The organism is uncultured Sphingomonas sp., assembly GCF_964250165.1.
Taxonomy (GTDB): domain Bacteria; phylum Pseudomonadota; class Alphaproteobacteria; order Sphingomonadales; family Sphingomonadaceae; genus Sphingomonas.
In genome coordinates this window covers 20,320-39,269 of record NZ_CAXUEK010000003.1, presented here as the reverse complement: position 1 = coordinate 39,269, position 18,950 = coordinate 20,320, and the positions used below count along the sequence as shown (strand labels likewise).

19 protein-coding genes are annotated in these 18,950 nt (G+C 69.6%); 8 read left to right on the top strand and 11 right to left on the bottom strand.

From position 1 onward, the window contains the following. Window positions 1–54: 54 nt before the first annotated feature. Entirely contained in the window at window positions 55–1,350 is a 1,296-nt protein-coding gene (locus ACFE64_RS01080) for an acyl-CoA dehydrogenase family protein (protein ID WP_375390592.1), read from the bottom strand. A gap of 120 nt (window positions 1,351–1,470) precedes the next feature. On the opposite strand from ACFE64_RS01080, the gene ACFE64_RS01075 reads away from it, so the two are divergent. Then, the gene (locus ACFE64_RS01075) at window positions 1,471–2,718 is read left to right on the top strand and encodes a TetR/AcrR family transcriptional regulator (protein ID WP_375390591.1); all 1,248 of its coding nucleotides are present in this window, start codon (window positions 1,471–1,473) and stop codon (window positions 2,716–2,718) included. 193 nt (window positions 2,719–2,911) lie between these two features. On the opposite strand, the gene ACFE64_RS01070 is transcribed toward ACFE64_RS01075, so the two are convergent. After that, window positions 2,912–3,991: an acyl-CoA dehydrogenase family protein gene (locus ACFE64_RS01070; RefSeq protein WP_375390590.1), complete on the bottom strand. Its 1,080-nt coding sequence runs from the start codon at window positions 3,989–3,991 to the stop codon at window positions 2,912–2,914. A gap of 147 nt (window positions 3,992–4,138) precedes the next feature. Then, window positions 4,139–5,362: an acyl-CoA dehydrogenase family protein gene (locus ACFE64_RS01065; RefSeq protein ID WP_375390589.1), complete on the bottom strand. Its 1,224-nt coding sequence runs from the start codon at window positions 5,360–5,362 to the stop codon at window positions 4,139–4,141. Window positions 5,363–5,755: 393 nt separating this feature from the next. Here ACFE64_RS01065 and ACFE64_RS01060 point away from each other — a divergent pair, with 393 nt between their 5' ends. Next, complete coding sequence (locus tag ACFE64_RS01060) at window positions 5,756–6,985, top strand: MFS transporter (RefSeq protein ID WP_375390588.1); 1,230 nt, start codon at window positions 5,756–5,758, stop codon at window positions 6,983–6,985. Further along, window positions 6,982–7,677 carry a glutathione S-transferase N-terminal domain-containing protein gene (locus tag ACFE64_RS01055; protein WP_375390587.1) on the top strand — a complete coding sequence of 232 codons (696 nt, stop codon included), beginning with the start codon at window positions 6,982–6,984 and terminating at the stop codon, window positions 7,675–7,677. The genes ACFE64_RS01060 and ACFE64_RS01055 overlap by 4 nt, the downstream gene beginning before the upstream one ends. Before the next feature lie 135 nt (window positions 7,678–7,812). On the opposite strand, the gene ACFE64_RS01050 is transcribed toward ACFE64_RS01055, so the two are convergent. Together ACFE64_RS01050 and ACFE64_RS01045 are read right to left on the bottom strand one after the other, a co-directional pair. Beyond that, window positions 7,813–8,610 (bottom strand): SDR family NAD(P)-dependent oxidoreductase, encoded by a 798-nt coding sequence (locus ACFE64_RS01050; RefSeq protein ID WP_375390586.1) that lies wholly within the window; start codon window positions 8,608–8,610, stop codon window positions 7,813–7,815. Then, window positions 8,607–9,257 (bottom strand): glutathione S-transferase family protein, encoded by a 651-nt coding sequence (locus ACFE64_RS01045; protein WP_375390585.1) that lies wholly within the window; start codon window positions 9,255–9,257, stop codon window positions 8,607–8,609. The genes ACFE64_RS01050 and ACFE64_RS01045 overlap by 4 nt, the downstream gene beginning before the upstream one ends. Before the next feature lie 52 nt (window positions 9,258–9,309). On the opposite strand from ACFE64_RS01045, the gene ACFE64_RS01040 reads away from it, so the two are divergent. From ACFE64_RS01040 to ACFE64_RS01020, 5 genes are all read left to right on the top strand, one after another. Continuing rightward, window positions 9,310–10,857, top strand: coding sequence for a class I adenylate-forming enzyme family protein (locus tag ACFE64_RS01040; protein ID WP_375390584.1), 1,548 nt, complete (start codon window positions 9,310–9,312; stop codon window positions 10,855–10,857). After that, a complete protein-coding gene (locus ACFE64_RS01035) occupies window positions 10,854–11,633 on the top strand; it encodes an acyl-CoA thioesterase (RefSeq protein ID WP_375390583.1) in 780 nt (259 codons plus the stop codon). The genes ACFE64_RS01040 and ACFE64_RS01035 overlap by 4 nt, the downstream gene beginning before the upstream one ends. Before the next feature lie 96 nt (window positions 11,634–11,729). Further along, on the top strand, window positions 11,730–12,062 hold the full coding sequence (locus ACFE64_RS01030; protein ID WP_375390582.1) for a hypothetical protein: 333 nt from the start codon (window positions 11,730–11,732) through the stop codon (window positions 12,060–12,062). A gap of 53 nt (window positions 12,063–12,115) precedes the next feature. After that, window positions 12,116–12,856, top strand: a complete 741-nt coding sequence (locus ACFE64_RS01025) for a response regulator (RefSeq protein WP_375390581.1) — start codon at window positions 12,116–12,118, stop codon at window positions 12,854–12,856. A gap of 29 nt (window positions 12,857–12,885) precedes the next feature. Continuing rightward, a complete protein-coding gene (locus tag ACFE64_RS01020; RefSeq protein ID WP_375390629.1) occupies window positions 12,886–14,178 on the top strand; it encodes an ATP-binding protein in 1,293 nt (430 codons plus the stop codon). Between the two features lie 228 nt (window positions 14,179–14,406). Here the strand turns inward: ACFE64_RS01020 and ACFE64_RS01015 are convergent, their stop codons facing one another. From ACFE64_RS01015 to ACFE64_RS00990, 6 genes are all read right to left on the bottom strand, one after another. Beyond that, entirely contained in the window at window positions 14,407–14,619 is a 213-nt protein-coding gene (locus ACFE64_RS01015) for a hypothetical protein (protein ID WP_375390580.1), read from the bottom strand. A gap of 2 nt (window positions 14,620–14,621) precedes the next feature. Continuing rightward, complete coding sequence (locus tag ACFE64_RS01010; protein WP_375390579.1) at window positions 14,622–15,368, bottom strand: Crp/Fnr family transcriptional regulator; 747 nt, start codon at window positions 15,366–15,368, stop codon at window positions 14,622–14,624. A gap of 76 nt (window positions 15,369–15,444) precedes the next feature. Further along, window positions 15,445–15,912: a MaoC family dehydratase gene (locus ACFE64_RS01005; protein WP_375390578.1), complete on the bottom strand. Its 468-nt coding sequence runs from the start codon at window positions 15,910–15,912 to the stop codon at window positions 15,445–15,447. Between the two features lie 151 nt (window positions 15,913–16,063). Then, window positions 16,064–17,998: an acetyl/propionyl/methylcrotonyl-CoA carboxylase subunit alpha gene (locus ACFE64_RS01000; protein WP_375390577.1), complete on the bottom strand. Its 1,935-nt coding sequence runs from the start codon at window positions 17,996–17,998 to the stop codon at window positions 16,064–16,066. Continuing rightward, window positions 17,995–18,468 carry a nuclear transport factor 2 family protein gene (locus tag ACFE64_RS00995; protein ID WP_375390576.1) on the bottom strand — a complete coding sequence of 158 codons (474 nt, stop codon included), beginning with the start codon at window positions 18,466–18,468 and terminating at the stop codon, window positions 17,995–17,997. The genes ACFE64_RS01000 and ACFE64_RS00995 overlap by 4 nt, the downstream gene beginning before the upstream one ends. Further along, window positions 18,465–18,863 carry an endonuclease domain-containing protein gene (locus ACFE64_RS00990; protein ID WP_375390628.1) on the bottom strand — a complete coding sequence of 133 codons (399 nt, stop codon included), beginning with the start codon at window positions 18,861–18,863 and terminating at the stop codon, window positions 18,465–18,467. The genes ACFE64_RS00995 and ACFE64_RS00990 overlap by 4 nt, the downstream gene beginning before the upstream one ends. Window positions 18,864–18,950: the final 87 nt, after the last annotated feature.

Here is an 18,950-nt window from a genome sequence, read left to right as displayed (position 1 = left end):
GGTGCGATGCAGATCGATGCTGGGTCCCGGCCTTCGTCGGGAAGGCGTCGAGGATCAGCGCGCGACCGCCATGTCGCCCGAGGACACGCGGTCGTTGCCGGGCTGGACGCGATATTCCATATATTTGCCGAACTCGTGGCGGGCGATCGCGCGGTTGTGGACCTCGTCGGGACCGTCGGCGAAGCGCAGCGTGCGCATCGACGCCCAGGCGCTCGCCAGGTGGAAGTCGCCCGAGACGCCGCCGCCGCCATGCGCCTGGATCGCGTCGTCGATGATCTGCAGCGCCATGGTCGGCGCCGCGACCTTGATCATCGCGATCTCCTGCTGGGCGGATTTGTTGCCGGCCTTGTCCATCATGTCGGCGGCCTTGAGGCACAGCAGGCGCGTCATCTCGATGTCGATCCGCGCCTTGGCCAGCCGCTGCTCCCAGATCGAGTGGCTCGACAGCGTCTTGCCGAACGCGACGCGCGACAGCAGGCGCTTGGCCATCGCCTCGATCGCGGTCTCGGCGACGCCGATCGTGCGCATGCAATGGTGGATGCGGCCCGGCCCGAGGCGGCCCTGCGCGATTTCGAACCCGCGGCCTTCGCCCAACAGGACGTTCTCGACGGGGACGAGAACGTCCTTCAGCTCCACCTCGCCATGGCCGTGCGGCGCGTGATCATAGCCATAGACGCTCAGCATCCGCTTGATCCGCACGCCCGGCGTGTCCAGCGGGACGACGATCTGCGACTGCTGGCTGTGGCGCGACGAGCCGGGGTTGGTCTTGCCCATCACGATCGCGACCTCGCAGCGCGGATCGCCGACGCCGCTGGACCACCATTTCGTGCCGTTGATGACATAATGGTCGCCGTCGCGCTCCATGCGCGTCTCGATGTTGGTCGCGTCGGACGAGGCGACCGCCGGCTCCGTCATCAGGAAGGCGGAGCGGATCCTGCCCTCCATCAGCGGCTTGAGCCAGCGCTCCTTGTGCTCGCGCGTGCCGTAGCGATGGAACACCTCCATGTTGCCGGTGTCCGGCGCCGAGCAGTTGAAGCATTCGGACGACCAGCCGAGCTTGCCCATCTCTTCGGCGCACAGCGCGTATTCCATGTTGGTGAGCTGCGTGCCCTCGAACTCGAAACTGTCGTCGACATGGGTCTGGCCCGAGTGCGGCGGCATGAAGAAGTTCCACAGGCCAGCCGCCTTGGCCTTCTCCTTGACCTCCTCGATGACCGGGATCACCTTCCAGCGTTCGCCCTCGGTCACCTGGCGGCGATACTCGTCATTGCGGGGCGCGATCTCGCGGGCGATGAAGTCCTTCACGCGATCCCGGAAAAACGTCTCGCGCTCGCTCAGCGTGAAGTCCATGCCGCCTCTCCGATTGCACCATATTGCCCGAGCGGCTTAGCCCGTACCCGTTTTTCGGTAAAGCCGCCGCCCCCAAGAAAAGCGCTGGCCCTTCCCTGTCGTCGTGATAGGCTCCGCACCATGGAAGGGGAGCAGCCGGCCATCGGCGAGGCTGGACAGGGGACGGCGCGGTTCCGCCAGAAGCGTGACGCCATCCTCACCGCCGCCGCCGAGGCGATCAACGAGCAGAGCGCGAAGGGCATGACCTTCGCCGACGTGGCGCGCCGCGTCGGGCTGAACACGACCAGCGTCACCTATTATTTCAAGCGCAAGGAGGAGCTGGCGGCGGCCGCCTTCGAGCACACGCTCGATTATCTGCTGACGATGCTGGACGAGGCGGCGCGCGAGCCGACGCCCGAGCGCCGGGTCGAACGCTATCTCCAGCTCAATCTCGAACGGCTGCTGCGGATCGAGGGCGGCGGCGAGCGGCCGATGGCCGTGCTGTCGGACCTGCGCGCGACGGAGGAGCCGGCGCGGGGGCGGCTGCTGGCGGGCTGGCGCGACGTCTTCCGCCGGACGCGCGCGCTGTGGGGCGAGCCCGCGACGCGCGCGGCCAAGGACCTGAACGGCGCGCGCGCGCACGTGCTGCTGGAGAACACCTTCTGGCTGACGGTGGTGCTCCGGCGCTACGAGCCCGAGCAGTGGCCGCGGGTGAACGGGCGGCTGATGGACCTGTTCGCGCGCGGCCTGGCGGTGCCCGGCGCGCGCTGGGAGCCGCAGCTGCTCGACCTTTCCCACCAGGAGCGCGAGCCTGCGCGCGCGCAGTTCCTGCTGGCGGCGACGCGGCTGATCAACGAGCTCGGCTATCGCGGCGCGTCCGTGCAGCGGATCGCCTCGGAGCTGAACGTCACCAAGGGCAGCTTCTATCACCATCTCGATGCCAAGGACGAGCTGGTCATCGCCTGCTACAAGCGCAGCCTGGACACCGTTGCGGACGCGCAGCGCGCAGCCGACCGCGCGGGCGGTGCGCACTGGCGGCGGCTGACGAGCGCGGTGGCGACCCTGCTCGATATCCAGTTCGCCGAGCGCGCGCCGCTGCTGCGCACGACCGCCATGTCGGGTCTGCCGCCATCGGTCCGGACGGCGATGGTCGACCGGTCGAACGGCATCGCGCGGCGCTATGCGGGCACGGTGATGGACGGCATCGTCGAGGGCTCGGTCCGCCCGGTCGACGCCCTCGTCGCGAGTCAGATGCTCATGGCACTCCAGAACGCCGCGTTCGACATGCGCAAATGGGCCGCCACCATGCCGCGCGACCGCGCGATCGCGATGTATGCGTCGTGCCTGTTCTTCGGCATGTTTGCCGAAGCGCCCACGATGCCAGCGTAGCTGACGTCGAGAGGCGCAAGGCCGGCCGGCGGGCGTTAGCCCGTCCGACAACGCGGCTTCGCCGCGGCGCGCTTATCGCTCGAAATGGCTGGACAGGGGCGCCACGCCGTCAGCCGTGAAGCGGCGATGCCGCTTTTCCGCTGCCCGCCGTGACGAGTCCTGAGCTTGCTTCCGCAAGCTCAGGCCGCCCGCATCAATACCCGTTCAGCCGCGCGAACCGTTCGCGGTGATAGGCGGCGTTGCCCCACATCGCCTCCAGCACCGCCGAGCGCTTGATGTAGAACCCGGCGTCATGCTCGTCGGTCATGCCGATGCCGCCGTGCAGCTGGATCATCTGGCGGCTGACCAGCTTCAACGTGTCGGACGCGATCGCCTTGGCGAGGCTCACCGCCTGATCGATGTCCGAACGGCTGGCGTCGATCGCCTCCAGCGCCGCTTCCACGGCCGAGCGCATCAGCTCCAGCTCGGTGAACATGCCCGCCATGCGGTGCTGCAGCGCCTGGAAGGTCGACAGCGGCTGGCCGAACTGGACGCGGGTCTTGAGATAGTCGTTGGTGACGCCGAACGCCTGCTCGGCCATGCCCAGCATCTCGGCGCACACCACCGCCGTGGCACGATCGACGATCGCCGTCGTCAGCTCGGGGCCGCCCAGCTTCACCGCCGGCGCGCCATCGAACGTCACCTGCGCGTGGCTGCGGCTGTCGGCCATGTGCCGGGTGGCGCGGGTGACGCCCCCCTCCCCATTGGCTCCGCCCGTGACCAGGTAGAGCCCGTCCGTCGCGGCGACCACGAACAGCTGCGCGCCGTCGCCCTCGGCCACGAACGCCTTGGTCCCGGTCAGCTTGCCGCCTTCGACGCTGGTCTTGAGGTTGGTCGGATCGTGGAACGGGCCTTCGTCGATCGCCAGCGTCGCGACGACCTCGCCCGACGCGATCTTCGGCAGCCATTCGCCTTTCGCGCCCGCGTCCGCGCCCATCGCGATCGCGGTCGCGGCGGGGCCGGTGGAGGCGAGCGGCGAGGCGGCGAGGTTGCGGCCGAGCTGCTCGACGACGAGGCCGAGCGACAGGTAGCCGAAGGCGGAGCCGCCATGCTCCTCGGGCACGACGATGCCACCCCAGCCCATCTCCCCGATCGCCTTCCATGCTTCGGGATTGTAGCCAGCTGCCGGCGCCGCGGCGCGCATCTTGCGGAAGGCGGTGACGGGGGACTCGTTGTCCGCCCATTCGCGCGCCATGTCGCGCAACATCACTTGTTCGTCGTTCAGGACGGCCATTCTGATTCCCCAACATTCGTCACCCCGGCCTTGAGCCGGGGTCCCGCTGCCTTGACCCGCCGCGAGAAGAAGCGGGACCCCGGGCCAAGCCCGGGGTGACGAAAACCAGGCGGAAGGTCCGGCTCGGCCGTCCTCCCGCCCCTCTCCCTATTTGTGGTCGAGCATGCCCAGGATGCGCTTGGCGATCACGTTGTTCTGGATCTCGGTGGACCCACCGTAGATCGACACCGCCTTGCCCCACAGCCAGGTGCGCGTCTGGCTCAGCTCCTCGGGGCTGAAGCCCTCGCCGTCCCAGCCCAGCCCCTGCATGCCCATGATCTCGACGCCCAGTTCGGCGCGATCCTGGGTGATGCGCGCGCCGACATTCTTCATGATCGAGGTCGCCGCCGACGGCCCCTGATTGGATTTGGCCTCCAGCGCGGCGCGGCGCAGCGTCAGCGCGAAGGCGCGGGTGTCCATATCGTGCTTGACGATGCGCATCCTGAGATCGCCGTCGTTCAGCCGGCCCTTCTCATCCGTGCCGCGATATTTCTTGGCGATCCCGGGGACGCTGTCGCCGGCGTTCATCCGCCCGGCCGAGCCGCCGCCGGACAGCGAGCTGCGCTCGTGCTGGAGCAGGCGCGTGCCGATCTCCCAGCCCTGCCCCTCGCGCCCGACCAGATTCTCCTTGGAGACCTTCACGTTGGTGAAGAAGGTCTCGCAGAAGGGCGACTGGCCGGAGATCAGCCGGATCGGCTTCACCTCGATACCGTCCGCATGCATGTCGTCGATCAACAGGAAGCTGATGCCGGCATGTTTCTGGCTCCTGTCGGTGCGCACCAGGCAGAAGCACTTGTCCGCCCATTGGCCACCGCTCGTCCAGGTCTTCTGGCCGTTGACCAGGTAATGGTCGCCCTTGTCCTCGGCGAAGGTCTGGATGTTGGCGAGATCCGATCCCGCGCCCGGCTCCGAATAGCCCTGACACCAGCGGACGTTCGACATCGCGATGTCAGGAATATATTTCTTTTTCTGCTCTTCGGTGCCGTATTCCAGCAACGTCGGGCCGAACATCATCACGCCCATGCCGCCGATCGGGTTGTGCGCGCCGGCGCGGGCCAGCTCCTCCTGGAGCACGCGCGTCTCGGCCCGGCTGAGCCCGCCGCCGCCATATTCCCTAGGCCAGGTCGGGACGCCCCAACCTTTCTTGCCCATCGCGATCCGCCACGCTTCCTCGTCGGCGCTGGGCTGGGTGTCGCCTTCGATGCCGGCCAGCGCGTTGCCGGCGCCCTTCAGCGAGGCCGGGAAGTTCGCCGCGATCCAGGCGCGCGCCTCCTGGCGGAAGGCGTCGGTCGGGTCGGCAACGGGGTGGTCGAGGTCGGGGGCGGTCGCCATCGGGACACTCCATCGAATCTGAAGATCGGGTATGCCGCTCAGTGGCACGGATCGCGGCGCAACGCAAAGGCGACGGGTGATGCATGTTCCTCCGATCGCCCCGGAGTCGGTCAGATCGGGAAAGGCTCTCTCTTTTGCCACCCCCGCGCAGGCGGGGATCCATAATCCCCGCCTTACGAGGTGATCGGAAGATGGCGAGAATGGATCCCCGCCTTTGCGGGGAGGACGAGGGAGGAGTGACACACCGGCAGTCTGTTATACCGCGCCGCATTCATGGCATGGATTGTGGATGACGATCGCTCCCGCCTTCTGTCCGCTGACCCGCGGCCATCCAACTGCCTCGATCCGCCAGCGGCATATCGCTAGTGTGACAGGCTTCCGCGGTCCGTGGCTATGAGCCGCTTCGATCATCGCGCCGTCCCGATCGTTGTCGCGGCGGCGGCGATCGACGTGATCGGCTTCGGCATCATCGCGCCGGTGCTGCCGACGCTCATCACGCATCTGGGACATCTCGATCTGCCCGCGGCGACGCGGGTCGGCGGCTGGTTGCTCGCCACCTTCGCGCTCGCGCAATTCTTCGCCGGGCCGGTGATCGGCAACCTCGGCGACCGGTTCGGCCGCCGGCCCGTGCTGCTCGCCTGCATGATCTGCTTCTCGATCGACTATGGCCTGCAGGCGGCCGCACCGACGCTGGCCTGGCTGTTCGCCGGCCGCGCGATCGCGGGCATCACGGGGGCGATCTACGGCCCGGCCGGCGCGGTGATCGCGGACGTCTCGCCGCCGGAGAAACGCGCTGCGGGCTACGGCCTGCTCGGTGCGGCGTTCGGCATCGGCTTCGTCGTGGGGCCGGCGCTGGGCGGGCTGCTCGCGACGTTCGGCCCGCGCGTGCCGTTCGCGGCGGCGGCGGTGCTGGCGGCGCTGAACGCGGCCGCCATGTTCTTCCTGCTCCCCGAGACGCTGGACAGGCCGAACCGCCGCCCGTTCCGCCTGCGCGACTCGCACGTGATCGGCGCCTTCAGGCCGCTGTTCGCCGCCGGCAACGCCGCGCCGCTGCTGGTCGCCTGGTTCCTGTGGCAGCTGGGCAGCATCGTCTATCCCTCGACCTGGTCGTTCTGGGCCGCGATCCGCTTCGGCTGGAGCGCGCGCGAGATCGGCTGGAGCCTCGCCTGGGTGGGGCTGCTGATGGGATTGGTGCAGGTGGGGCTTACCGGCCGCGTCGTCGCGCGGCTCGGCGAGCGGCGCGCGGCGGTGCTGGGGCTGGCGTGCGGGGCGAGCTGCATCCTCGCCTATGCCTTCACCACGCGGCCGTGGCAGGTCTACGCCTTCTTTCTGGTCGGCGCGCTCGGCGCCTTCGCCTGGCCCGCGCTGAACGGTCTGCTCTCGCGCCTGGTCGACGCGACGCGGCAGGGCGCGCTGCAGGGCGGCATCGGCTCGATGAACTCGGTGGCGGCGATCCTGGGCCCGTTGATCGCGACGCAGAGCCTCGCCTGGGGCTCGGCGCGCGGGTTCGACGGCATGGCCTTCCTGGTCGCGGGCACGCTGATCGGCCTCGCGGCCTTGATCATCGCGCTGCGCGTGCCCCATCTGCCCGACGCCGCCCCCGCAGGAGACCTCGCACCATGATCGACCTCTATTACTGGCCCACGCCCAACGGCCACAAGATCACGATGCTGCTGGAGGAGACGGGACTGCCCTACACGATCGTGCCGGTGAACATCGGCAAGGGCGAGCAGTTCGCGCCCGATTTCCTCCGGATCGCGCCCAACAACCGGATGCCGGCCATCGTCGATCGTGCCCCCGCCGACGGCGGCGAGCCGGTATCGGTGTTCGAGTCCGGCGCGATCCTGCTCTACCTCGCCGACAGGACGGGCCAGTTCCTGCCGACCGACATGCGCCGGCGCGTGGAGGCGACCGAATGGCTGATGTGGCAGATGGGCGGGCTCGGGCCGATGCTCGGCCAGAACCATCATTTCCGCAACTACGCGCCCGAGAAGCTGGAATACGCCATCAACCGCTACGTCAACGAGACCAACCGGCTGTACGGCGTGCTCGACCGGCGGCTGGCGGATCGCGACTATGTGGCGGGCGACTATTCAATTGCCGACATGGCGTCCTATCCCTGGATCATCCCCGAGGCGCAGGGCCAGGACATCGCCGCCTTCCCCAATCTCGCCCGCTGGCACGCCGCGATCAAGGCGCGCCCGGCGACCCAGCGCGCCTATGCCAGGGCGAAGGAGGTCCGTCCCGAGGGCCAGCAGCCGATGAGCGAGGAGGCGAAGAAGCTCCTGTTCGGCCAGACGGCGGCGACCCGCTAAATCCTCCCCGCTCGCGGGGAGGGGAACCGCCGCCTAGCGGTGGTGGCGGGGGCGCCGAGTTGGGGATCGGCTTGTGACGGAGCCCCCTCCACCACCGGCCGATGGCCGGCGGTCCCCTCCTCGTCCTGGGGAGGATCACGCCTCCCGCCCCGGCCGGCGGCTCAGCCCGATGTCGAGATGCGTTCCCGCGTCGAGCAGCAGGGTCTCCCCCGTCATCACCCGGCCCGCCGGATCGAGCAGCATGACGATCGGCCCGGCGATGTCGTCCGGCCCCGCCGCCATCGCCATCGGTGTCGACGCGGCGATGCGCTGGTTGAGCCGGGCGAAGCCCTCCTCGCCCAGCCGCTTCTCGAACCAGCCGGTGCCGACATAGCCAGGCGCGACGGCGTTGACCCGGATCGCGGGCGCCAGCACCCGCGCCAGGCTCTTGGTCATGGTCAGCAGCGCGCCCTTGGACGCCGCGTAAGCGACCGATGAGCCGATCCCGAACACGCCCGCCACGCTGGCGACGTTGACCACCGCGCCCATGTCGCTCGCGCGCAGGGCGGGCGCGGCGGCGCGGATCATCTGGAACGCGGCGACGGTGTTGAGCCGGTAGATGTCGACGAAGTCCTCCGCGTCGAGCGCATCAAGATCCTCGTGCGCCGCGAACTTGGTGCGGCCGGCATTGTTGACCAGGAAGTCCACTCGCCCGAACGCGCCGGTCGCGGCCTCCACCAGCTTGCGGCAGTCGGCGTCCGCGACGATGTCGGCCTGCACCGCGATCGAGCCGTTCCCGACCTCGACCGCCAGCGCTTCCGCCTCGTCGCGGCTATGCGCATAGTTGATGACGGAGCGCACGCTCCGCCGGGCGAGCAGTCGCACCACCGCTGCGCCAATCCCCGTGCCGCCGCCGGTGACGATCGCCACGCCGCCGTCCATGCCGGCGCTCATGCATTGGCGCTCGGGCGGGCGGAGGCGCGCGCATGCCATTCGCGGAGGAAAGTCAGGTCTTCAGGCATGGCCACGCCGACGAATGCGGCGAAGTCGATCGTGGTCAGCAGCACGATGTCGGCCACGGAATATCGCTCGCCATCCAGCCATTCGCGGCCGCCCAGCGCGCGGTTTAACTCGCGCATCGCGCCGGTCACCCGCGGCCGCTGGCTCTCGCCGAAGTCGGGATATTGCGGCTTGACCACCCGCGCGGTGAACGGGTGGGTGTGCGCCCACACCATCGACAGCGGGAACATCAGCCGCATCTCCACCCGCCGGGTCCACATGTCGATCAGCGCCTGGCCGAGCGCACCGTGGCCGAACAGCGGCGGCTGCGGATGCAGTCCTTCCAGATACCGGCAGATCGCCACGCTCTCGGTCAGCACCACCCCGTTGTCGAGCGCCAGCGACGGCGTCTGGCCGAGCGGATTGATCGCGCGGTATGCCTCGCCCTTGTGTTCGCCGCGCGTGATCGAGACCGGCGTGACGGGCACCCGCACGCCTTTCTCGGCGAGGAAGATGCGCACGCGCCGCGGGTTGGGCGCGGGGTTCGGCGAGTCGTAGAACAGCAAGCGGTCCTCCCCGATTTCGAAGATCGCGTATGGCATCGCCGCCGCGTGCCGACTAGTAGCCGAGGCAACGCTAGGAGAGGAGGGGTCGATGGAGTCGGCGAAGGCGCTGATGGCGCGCGAGTTCGGGACCTTGCCCGAACTGATCCGGGCGCATGCCCGCGAGCGCGGGACACGCGCGGCGCTGGTGATGGACGATCGCCGGCTGACCTATGCCGAGCTCGACCAGTGCATGGACCGGATCGCCGCCGCGCTCCAGCGGGACGGGGCGCGCCTGCACCAGGCGGTGTCGATCATCTCCGGCACCTCGATCGACTCTGCCGCGGTGTTCCTTGGTGCGCTGCGGGCCGGCAACGTTCCCGCCCCGATCGCGCCGTCATCCACCGGCGACCAGATGGCGGCGATGGTGGCGGACTCGGAGTCCGACCACCTGTTCCTGGATGCCGCCGCCGCCGCGACGCTCGGCGACCGCGCCGTCAACGGCCGCCGCATCGCGCTCGATGGCGGTGATGCCGGCGAGCCGTTCGAGGAGTGGCTCGCCCCGGCCGGCGTGGTGCCGGAGCCGGTGGCGATCGGCCCGGACGATCCGTTCAACATTATCTACTCGTCCGGTACGACCGGAGTGCCCAAGGGCATCGTCCAGCCCTATCGGATGCGCTGGGGCCAGGTGGCGCGCTACCAGGGCGAGCTCGGCACGTCCGTCACGCTCTGCTCGACGCCGCTCTACTCCAACACCACGCTGGTCAGCTTCCTGCCGACACTCGCGCGCGGCGGCACCGTCGTGCTGATGAGGAAGTTCGACGCGCGGCGCTTCCTGGAGCTGGCGCAGGCGCATCGCGTCACTCATGCCATGCTCGTGCCCGTCCAGTATTCGCGCCTGATGGCGGTGCCGGACTTCGACGATTTCGACCTCACCAGCTTCGAGCTGAAGACCTGCACCAGCGCCCCCTTTCCCGCCGCGCTCAAGGCCGCTGTGGTGAAGCGGTGGCCCGGCCAGCTGATCGAATATTACGGCATGACCGAGGGCGGTGGCGGCGCCGTGCTCGACTGCACGGCCTTTCCGGACAAGCTGCACACCGTCGGCCGGCCCGCGCCGGGCGTCGATGTCCGACTGATCGACGACGACGGCAACGAGGTCGGTCCGGGCGAGGTCGGCGAGGTGGTCGGCCGCAACGCCAACGCGATGATGCTGGGCTACAAGAACCGCACCGCCGCCACCGAGGAGGCGACCTGGCGCGACAAGGAAGGCAACCGCTTCATCCGCCACGGCGATGTCGGCCGCTTCGACGAGGACGGCTTCCTGATCCTGATGGATCGCAAGAAGGACATGCTGATCTCCGGCGGCTTCAACGTCTTCCCCTCCGATCTGGAGGCGGTGCTGGCGCAGCATCCCGACGTCGCGGACGGCACCGTAGTCGGCGTGCCGAGCGAGCAGTGGGGCGAGACCCCGGTCGGCTTTTACGTGCCGCGCCCGGGCGCGACGGCCGATGCCGACGCCATCCTCGCCTGGACGAACGCGCAGCTCGGCAAGACGCAGCGGCTGTCAGCGCTCCACGTCATCGACGAGCTGCCGCGCAGCGCGATCGGCAAGGTGCTCAAGCGCGAGCTGCGCGACCGGCTGGCGGGCGTCGCCGCATGATCTCGCTCCCCGCCCTCATCGCCGGGCTGGAGCCGATCGAGGACAATGGCTGGCGCGGCGCGATCCCCGAGAACTGGCTGCAGGGGCGCACCGCCTATGGCGGCCTGTCGGCGGCGCTGGCGCTGCACGTCGCGCAGCAATCCGACCAAGACCTGCCGCCGCTCCGCTCGGCGCAGGTCAGCTTCATCGGCCCGCTCGCCGGCCCGGTGCTGATCCGCGCGCAGCGGCTCCGGCGCGGGCGCAACGCCGCCTTCATCCAGGCGGACGTGGAGAGCGAGGCCGGGCTGGGCCTGCGCGCCACCTTCGTGTTCATGGGGCCGGTCGCGTCGAAGGTGGAGCTGAGGCAGGGCCGCGCGCCCGATTTTCCGCGGCCCGGCCCGGATGACCGGACGTTCAAGGGAAACAGCGCGGTATCCTTCACCCGCAATTTCGAGTTCCTCGACCGACGCGACGGCAGCGTCGGAGTGGCGGAGTGGCTGCGCTGGGTGCGGCTGAACGAACGCGAGGGGCTGGACCCGATGGTGGAGCTGATCGCGATCGCCGATTGCCTGCCACCCGCCGCCCTGAAGCTGGTCGGCGGCCCCGCCCCGGTCAGCTCGATGACGTGGATTCTCAACCTGCTCGGCCCCGCGCCGCGGACGGACGACGGCTGGTGGCTGCTGCGCGCCAACGCCGATTACGCCAGCGCCGGCAGCTCCAGCCAGCAGATGGGCATCTGGAACGCCGCTGGCGAGCCGGTCGCCGAGGAGATGCAGAGTGTCGCCATTTTCGCGTGAGCCTGCGACATTTTGCGACACTTCGGCAGACGGCGGACACACCGGCGCGACATCGCGCCGCTAGCGAGGACGGACCGGTCACAGGAGATGCGTCCCATGAAGCCCTTGCTCGCTGGCATCGCCGCCTTCCTCGCGACGGCCGCCGGCCTCGCCATCGCGCAGGAGCCCCCGGGTGGCGGCATGGCCGCCGGTGCGCGCGCCATGATGCGGGCGGACGCGAACGGCGACGGCGTCATCACCCGGGAGGAATATCTGGCGCAGGCCGGCCAGCGGTTCGACCGGATGGACCGGAACCACGACGGCAAGATCGATCAAAGCGAGATGCAGCAGATCGGCGAGCGGATGCGTGGGCGGGGCGGCATGCGCGGCGGCGGCGACATGCCCCCACCCCCACCGCCCCCGGGCGGCACCACGCCGCCGCAACAGTAACAGGGTGCGCCGGACGGGCCTGCCCCGTCCGGCGCTGGCCTGACGCCCGCGCCATGCTACATCCTGACGCCATGGCCGGCGAGACGCCCCACCTGCTGCTGGTCGACGACGAGCGCTCGATCCGCGAGCCGTTGGCGCAATATCTTGGCAAGCAGGGCTTTCGCGTCACCCAGGCGGCCGACGCCGCTGCCGCACGCGTGCGGCTCGCCGCCTACGCGATCGATCTCGTCATCCTGGACGTCATGATGCCCGGCGAGGATGGTCTGAGCCTGTGCCGCCACATCGCCGCCACCAGCGACGTGCCCGTCATCCTGCTCACCGCCCGCGCCGAGGAGACGGACCGCATCGTCGGCCTGGAGATGGGCGCGGACGATTACGTCGTGAAACCCTTCTCGCCGCGCGAGCTCGCGGTGCGCGCCAAGGTGGTGCTGCGCCGCGCGGCCGCGGGCGGCGCGCGCCAGCACCCGCCCGAGAGCGGCGCCTACGCCTTTGCCGGTTGGGTGCTGAAGATCGGCGAGCGTGCGCTGGTCGACCGCGAGGGCGTCTCAGCGCCGCTGTCGACGGGAGAATACAACCTGCTGCTGGCGCTCGTCACCCGGCCCCGTCAGGTGCTGACCCGCGACCAGTTGCTCGACTTGACGCAGGGCCGCGAGGCCGCCGCCTTCGATCGCGCGATCGACAACCAGGTCAGCCGGCTGCGCCGCAAGATCGAGCGCGACGCCAAGACCCCGGAGATCATCAAGACGGTGTGGGGCGGCGGCTACATGCTCTCGGCGGAAGTGACCCGGCTTTGAGGCCCTGGCCACGCAGCCTCGCGGGGCAGATGGCGACGCTGATCGCCCTGGCGCTGTTCATCGCGCAGGCGATCAACGTCGCGCTGGCGCTGCGGGACCGGGCCGAGTTCCGCCTCGCCCAGGCGACGCGGCCGGTGGCGACGCGGCTTGCCGACGCGCTGGAACGCGAGGCGCAGGGCGGGCGCGCGATCCTGCCCGATCGTGGCCGCATCCGCCGCGTCGCCGCCGATCCGGTGCCGGCGGGGCTGATCCGCCATCCCGAGGTGGGCGTCGAGCTGCGCCGGCAGCTTGCCGAGCAGGGGGTCAGGGCTGGCCGCATCGATACCGGCCTGCAAGCGGCGCGACCGGATCGGCCGGAAAATGCCGACCGGCGCGACCCGAGGCGCCCGATCGACCGGCTGCTGATCGCGGTCGAGCAGCCCGGGCGCGGCTGGCTGATGATCGTCGCGCCATGGCCGGAGGCGGGCGAGCGGCTGCTCGTGGCGCTGCTGGTGCAGACCTTGATCCTTTACGGCGTCATCCTGCTGCCGGTGCTGTGGGTCGCCCGGCGCATCTCCCGGCCGCTGCGCGATCTGGCGAGCGCGGCGGGCAGTTTCGATCCGGTCGCCCCGGCGCCGCCGCTGTCGCCGTCGGGACCGGACGACCTGCGTCAGCTGATCGCCGCCTTCAACGCGCTGCGGCTGCGCGTCTCCGCGATGATGGAGGAGAAGGACCGGATGCTCGGCGCGCTCGGCCATGACCTGCGCACGCCGCTGGCGGCGTTGCGGGTCCGCATCGAGTCGGTGGAGGACGAGACCGACCGGGCGCGAATGGCGGACAGTGTCGCCGAGATGAACCGGACGCTGGACGATATCCTGTCGCTCGCCCGGGTGGGGCGGCCGAGCGAGCCGCCGACGGAGGTGGACCTGGCGGCGCTGGTGGATGCGGTGGTCGAGGATTTCCGCGATCTCGGGCAGGATGTGGCGCTCGCCGAGGCGCCGCGGCTGCCGCTGCGCCTGCGCCCCGGGCTGATGCGCCGCGCCGTCCGCAACCTCATCGAGAACGCCGTCCGCTATGCCGGCGCGGCCGAGGTCCGGATCGAGCCCGGGCCGCGGGCCGTTACCGTGGTCGTCGCCGATCGGGGCCCCGGCATCCCGGCCGATCAGCTTGAGCAGGTGTTCGATCCATTCACCCGACTGGAAGGCTCGCGCAACCGCGACACCGGCGGCATCGGGCTGGGACTGGCCCTCGCCCGCTCGATCGCGCGCGAGGCGGGTGGCGACATCAGTCTGGCCAATCGGCCGGAAGGCGGGCTGGAAGCCGCCCTGACGCTGCCGCGCTAGAGCGGTTTGCGATCTGTCCGGGGCGGCCGGGGCCATTCCAGTGGTGGAGCCGGTCGCGGCGGTTGCCCTCTTCTCCTACCTCGTCATCCCCGCGCAGGCGGGGATCCAGGCCCGACCCAGGCGGACGGCAATGATGGGTTCGGATCGAGCGGATCAGCCTGGATCCCCGCCTGCGCGGGGATGACGGAAAAGGCGCGGTCGGACGAGCCAGGCTGGTCACCATCGGCGCTAGAGCGCATCGTCGGCGTCGCCATCGGTTTCCCCGCCATGGCCGTGCTGGCCGCGCGCCTCGGCGGCAGCCGCGATCAGACGGCGGCCGGTCTCCTCGGCAGCGTCCGGCGTCATCGTTACGGCGACGCCATCCGGGCCGTCCAGCACGACCTGCCCGGCCTCGGCGGAGACTTCACCCGGCCCTTTCTGCGACTCTCGCGAATCTGCCATCCTCAACGCTCCGAATGCCTCTGCTCGTCGAGCCAATCCGACCGGCTGCCGTAAAGGTACACCGGATCGAACTCGGCGAGGGCCGTCAAACGCGCGAGATCGAGAATCCGCACCTCGCCCGAGCGGAATTGCAGCAACCCACGTTCACGCATGGCCCGGAGCACGCGGTTGACGTGGACGCCGGTAATCCCGCACGCCTCCGCCACATCGGCCTGGGTCGCGGGCAATGCATACCGGCCACCTTCGGCCAGCTCCACCATCTCCAGCCGGGCGTTCAGCTCGCAGAAGAAATGCGCGACGCGGCCCTCGGCCCCGAGCCGTCCCAGCCGGAAGATCCATTCGCGATGGATGGCGCCGTCGAGCAGCGTCGAGAACCATAACCAGCGCGTGAGGTGCGGTCGCTGGGCGACGATCTCCGCCAAGGTCCTATGCTCGAACGTGGCGATCGTGCAGGGCCCCAGCGTGCCGATGTCGTGGTCGAGCCTGCGCATCGGGAAGCCATGCAGGTCGACGAAATCCCCGGGCACGTGCATCGACACGAGCTGCCGATAACCCTCGCGGTCATCCAGATAGCGGCACATGAAACCTTCCAGCAGCATCGTGCTGGCGGTGACCAGCTCGCCGCGGCCCATCACCTGCTGGCGCGCCGGGATCGAGCGGACCTGGGACACGGCGCCTTCGAGCACCATCAGCTCCTCTTCGCTGAGCGCGTCGCGGGATCGGCCCAGCAAGAAGCGGCGCGTCAACATCAGGTAAGCCCTGTCTCCGGTTAGATGGTCGTCCCGGCAGCAAGCGTGGATTGGAAGAACGTTACAATAACTACGATCAATGTCGACCCGGGTCAGCCGATTGCCTGAGGATCAAGGCGGTCCGCAGGCACTCGCAGACGATCTCGTCGCGCTGGTTGAACAGCCGGTGCCGGAAGGTGACGAGCCCGGCGTTCGGGCGCGATCGGCTCTCGCGCAGCTCGGCGACTTCGGTCTGTGCGCGCAACGTGTCGCCGAGGAAGACGGGGCGGGGCATCACCAGCTTGTCGTAACCGAGATTGGCGACGAGCACGCCCAGCGTCGTGTCCCCCACCGACAGCCCGACCATCAGCGCGAAGGTGAAGGTGCCGTTGACGAGCATGCGCCCGAACTCGCTCGCCTTGGCCGCCTCGGCGTCGAGGTGCAGCGGCTGCGGGTTGTGGGTCATGACGGAGAAGAGGAGGTTGTCCGTCTCGGTCACGGTGCGGCGAATATCGTGCGTCAGCGTGTCGCCGACCGTCCAGTCCTCGAAGAAGCGCCCGGCCACTAGCTCCTCCCCGGGACGGGGAGGTGGCGCGCGCGCAGCGCGTGACGGAGGGGGCCCACCGCGAGCGGTGTATCCGGCCCGGGGCCCCCTCCACCACCGGCTACGCCGGCGGTTCCCCTCCCCGTTCCGGGGAGGATTTCGGCTACGGCCATCACGCCGCGCGCTCCACCCGGACGAGCAGCCTGCCCTCGCTCACCTGCTGACCCGCCTCGGCATCGAGCACGGCGATGGTGCCGTCGAACGGCGCGACGAGGCTGTGCTCCATCTTCATCGCCTCCAGCGTCACAAGCTTCTGACCTTTGACGACCTGATCGCCCGTTGTGACCTCCACCGCGATGACCCGGCCCGGCATGGGCGAGAGGATCGCTCCATCGGCGGCGGCGCCGGTGGCGGTGCCTTCACTCCGGGCGACGTTCAACACGAACGTCGCGCCGTGGTCGACAAACAACCAGCCCTCGTCGACCCGCGCGGCCCAAGGATTGGGCCCCACGTACTGCGAATCGTACTCGACCGTCGCTACGGCGGCGCCATCGCTCAACCGGAAGATCGGGCGTGCGGCAGCTGCATTAAGCCGCGTGCCGATCTGAGTCTCCCAAGCACCCTTCGGCTCGTAAGCAGCCGAGTCGTAGATGTCGCCGGGGTGGCCACCTCGTTGGTCGGCGTAGATGAGCCCGGCGACGGCCTGGAGAGCACTCTCGCTAGGTTGACCGTCCCCGACGAGGAGATCACCTTCGCGTGCCAAGAAACCTGTGTCGATGCCCCCAGCTACAAAGGCGGGATCACGAAGGCTAGCGGCGAGGAATTGAGCGTTGGTCTTGACCGGCCAACAGGTCACGTTCCTGCAATTATGGGCGAGAGAGCTGATCGCCGCGTCACGATCCCGACCACTGCACACCAGCTTTGCGAGCATGGGATCATAGAACGGCGTTACGTCATCGCCGCGCTGGTATCCCGTCTCGATACGCAGCGGCCAGCGCCGACTTGTCGACGGCAAGCGGAAGTGCGTAAGCGGCCCTACACTTGGCAGGAAACCCTTCGCCGGGTCTTCCGCATAGAGGCGCGCCTCCATCGCCCAGCCGTCGATCCGCAGCTCCTCCTGCCGCTTCGGCAACGGCTCACCGCTCGCCACGCGGAGCTGCCATTCGACCAGGTCCTGCCCGGTGATCTCCTCCGTCACCGGGTGCTCGACCTGGAGCCGCGTATTCATCTCCATGAACCAGATGCGGTCGGCGCGCAGGCCTTCGCTCGCGTCGGCGATGAACTCGATCGTGCCGGCGCCTTCGTAGTCGACCGCCTGCGCGGCGCGGACGGCGGCGGCGCAGACCGCCTCGCGCGTCGCCTCGTCCATTCCGGGCGCGGGGGCTTCCTCGATCACCTTCTGGTGGCGGCGCTGGAGCGAGCAGTCTCGCTCGAAGAGGTGGACGACGTTGCCATGGCTGTCGCCGAACACCTGCACCTCGATGTGGCGGGGGCTGAGGATGTACTTCTCCAGGAGCACGCGGTCGTCGCCGAAGCTCGACGCCGCCTCGCGCCGGCAGCTGAGCAGCGCGTCGGCGAACTCAGCCGGCGCCGCGACCTGCCGCATGCCCTTGCCGCCGCCGCCCGCCACCGCCTTGATGAGCACGGGATAGCCGATCGCGTCGGCCTCGGCCTGCAGGCGCTCGGGCAACTGATCGTCGCCGAGATAGCCGGGCGTGGTCGGCACACCGGCCTCCATCATCAGTCGCTTGGCCGCATCCTTCAGCCCCATCGCCCGGATCGAGGCAGGCTTGGGCCCGACCCAGATCAGGCCGGCGTCGATGACGGCCTGCGCGAAGTCGGCGTTCTCGGACAGGAAGCCGTAGCCGGGATGGATGGCCTCCGCCCCGGTCTCGCGCGCGGCGGCGATGATCCGCTGGCCGACCAGATAGCTCTCGCGCGCCGGCGACGGGCCGATATGGACTGCCTGATCGGCTTGGCGAACGTGGAGCGCGTGCGCGTCGGCGTCCGAATAGACGGCGACGGTGCGGATGCCGAGCCGCCGCGCGGTGCGGATCACGCGACAGGCGATCTCGCCGCGATTGGCGATGAGGAGCGACGCGATCATGGCGCCTCGCAGCCGGTGGTGCGCTGGGTCCAGGTGACGTTGAGCACCTTCCACTGGCCGGCTTCGCGGACGAGATCGAAGTGATCGGTGCCGCAGTGATGCGCCTTGCCGTCGATCGTGAAGACGTACGGGCTCCAGACCATCGCGATGTCGCCGTCCACCTCGACGGCGGGATCGGTGAGGCGCTCCTGGTAGCGCTCCGGGCCGGGCTTGATCCCGGCGGCGAACGCGGGCCAGCTGAAATGGCGCACCTGACGCGTGCCGTCGGCCCGCTCGTCCGCGACGGTGGCGCCGCCCTCCGGCCGGGTCTGGGCAAGGATCGCCGCGGCGTCGCGCGCGGCGAGCCCGTCGAACATGCGCTGCACCGTCGCGAGCACGGCGGGCGCATCCGCATCGGGCGCGGGCGGCTGGCCGGTGCCCTTGGGCAGCGGCTGCACGGGCGTGATCTGGGCGAGGAGAAACAGGATCATGATATTCCTTGATCCTCCCCGGAACGGGGAGGGGGACCGCCGCGCCCTTGCGCGGCGGTGGAGGGGGCCCGCTCCATGCAGAGCGTGACGATGGCGGTGATCGCGGCGTCGAGATCCCGCAGTATCATGACCGCAGGTATGCGCAGCGTCGCGAATCCACGCCGATCCAGCCGCTCGTCCCGCAACGCATCGCGCGCCGGCTGATCGCCTCGCCCATGCACTTCGCCGTCGACTTCGATCGCGACGCGGCTGCTCAGGCAGCAGAAGTCCAGCTTGTAGCCGAGCTGCGGATGCTGGCGGCGGAACTTAAGGCCGCCAGGTCGTCGACGGAGCTGTTCCCAGAGGAGGACCTCGGGCAGCGACATTTCGGTGCGGAGTTTGCGAGCTTGACGCACGTCCTTGATGGGTGCGCGCAATACTGGCGGGGGGACCCCTCCACCACGCGGCTTTGCCGCGCGGTCCCCCTCCCCGTTCCGGGGAGG

What these genes read in the sequence shown, in the direction of transcription:
- ACFE64_RS01080 (WP_375390592.1), bottom strand. Translation starts at nt 1,350, where the DNA reads ATGGACTTCACGCTGAGCGAGCGCGAGACGTTTTTCCGGGATCGCGTG.
- ACFE64_RS01075 (WP_375390591.1), top strand. Translation starts at nt 1,471, where the DNA reads ATGGAAGGGGAGCAGCCGGCCATCGGCGAGGCTGGACAGGGGACGGCG.
- ACFE64_RS01070 (WP_375390590.1), bottom strand. Translation starts at nt 3,991, where the DNA reads ATGGCCGTCCTGAACGACGAACAAGTGATGTTGCGCGACATGGCGCGC.
- ACFE64_RS01065 (WP_375390589.1), bottom strand. Translation starts at nt 5,362, where the DNA reads ATGGCGACCGCCCCCGACCTCGACCACCCCGTTGCCGACCCGACCGAC.
- ACFE64_RS01060 (WP_375390588.1), top strand. Translation starts at nt 5,756, where the DNA reads ATGAGCCGCTTCGATCATCGCGCCGTCCCGATCGTTGTCGCGGCGGCG.
- ACFE64_RS01055 (WP_375390587.1), top strand. Translation starts at nt 6,982, where the DNA reads ATGATCGACCTCTATTACTGGCCCACGCCCAACGGCCACAAGATCACG.
- ACFE64_RS01050 (WP_375390586.1), bottom strand. Translation starts at nt 8,610, where the DNA reads ATGAGCGCCGGCATGGACGGCGGCGTGGCGATCGTCACCGGCGGCGGC.
- ACFE64_RS01045 (WP_375390585.1), bottom strand. Translation starts at nt 9,257, where the DNA reads ATGCCATACGCGATCTTCGAAATCGGGGAGGACCGCTTGCTGTTCTAC.
- ACFE64_RS01040 (WP_375390584.1), top strand. Translation starts at nt 9,310, where the DNA reads ATGGAGTCGGCGAAGGCGCTGATGGCGCGCGAGTTCGGGACCTTGCCC.
- ACFE64_RS01035 (WP_375390583.1), top strand. Translation starts at nt 10,854, where the DNA reads ATGATCTCGCTCCCCGCCCTCATCGCCGGGCTGGAGCCGATCGAGGAC.
- ACFE64_RS01030 (WP_375390582.1), top strand. Translation starts at nt 11,730, where the DNA reads ATGAAGCCCTTGCTCGCTGGCATCGCCGCCTTCCTCGCGACGGCCGCC.
- ACFE64_RS01025 (WP_375390581.1), top strand. Translation starts at nt 12,116, where the DNA reads ATGCTACATCCTGACGCCATGGCCGGCGAGACGCCCCACCTGCTGCTG.
- ACFE64_RS01020 (WP_375390629.1), top strand. Translation starts at nt 12,886, where the DNA reads ATGGCGACGCTGATCGCCCTGGCGCTGTTCATCGCGCAGGCGATCAAC.
- ACFE64_RS01015 (WP_375390580.1), bottom strand. Translation starts at nt 14,619, where the DNA reads ATGGCAGATTCGCGAGAGTCGCAGAAAGGGCCGGGTGAAGTCTCCGCC.
- ACFE64_RS01010 (WP_375390579.1), bottom strand. Translation starts at nt 15,368, where the DNA reads ATGTTGACGCGCCGCTTCTTGCTGGGCCGATCCCGCGACGCGCTCAGC.
- ACFE64_RS01000 (WP_375390577.1), bottom strand. Translation starts at nt 17,998, where the DNA reads ATGATCGCGTCGCTCCTCATCGCCAATCGCGGCGAGATCGCCTGTCGC.
- ACFE64_RS00995 (WP_375390576.1), bottom strand. Translation starts at nt 18,468, where the DNA reads ATGATCCTGTTTCTCCTCGCCCAGATCACGCCCGTGCAGCCGCTGCCC.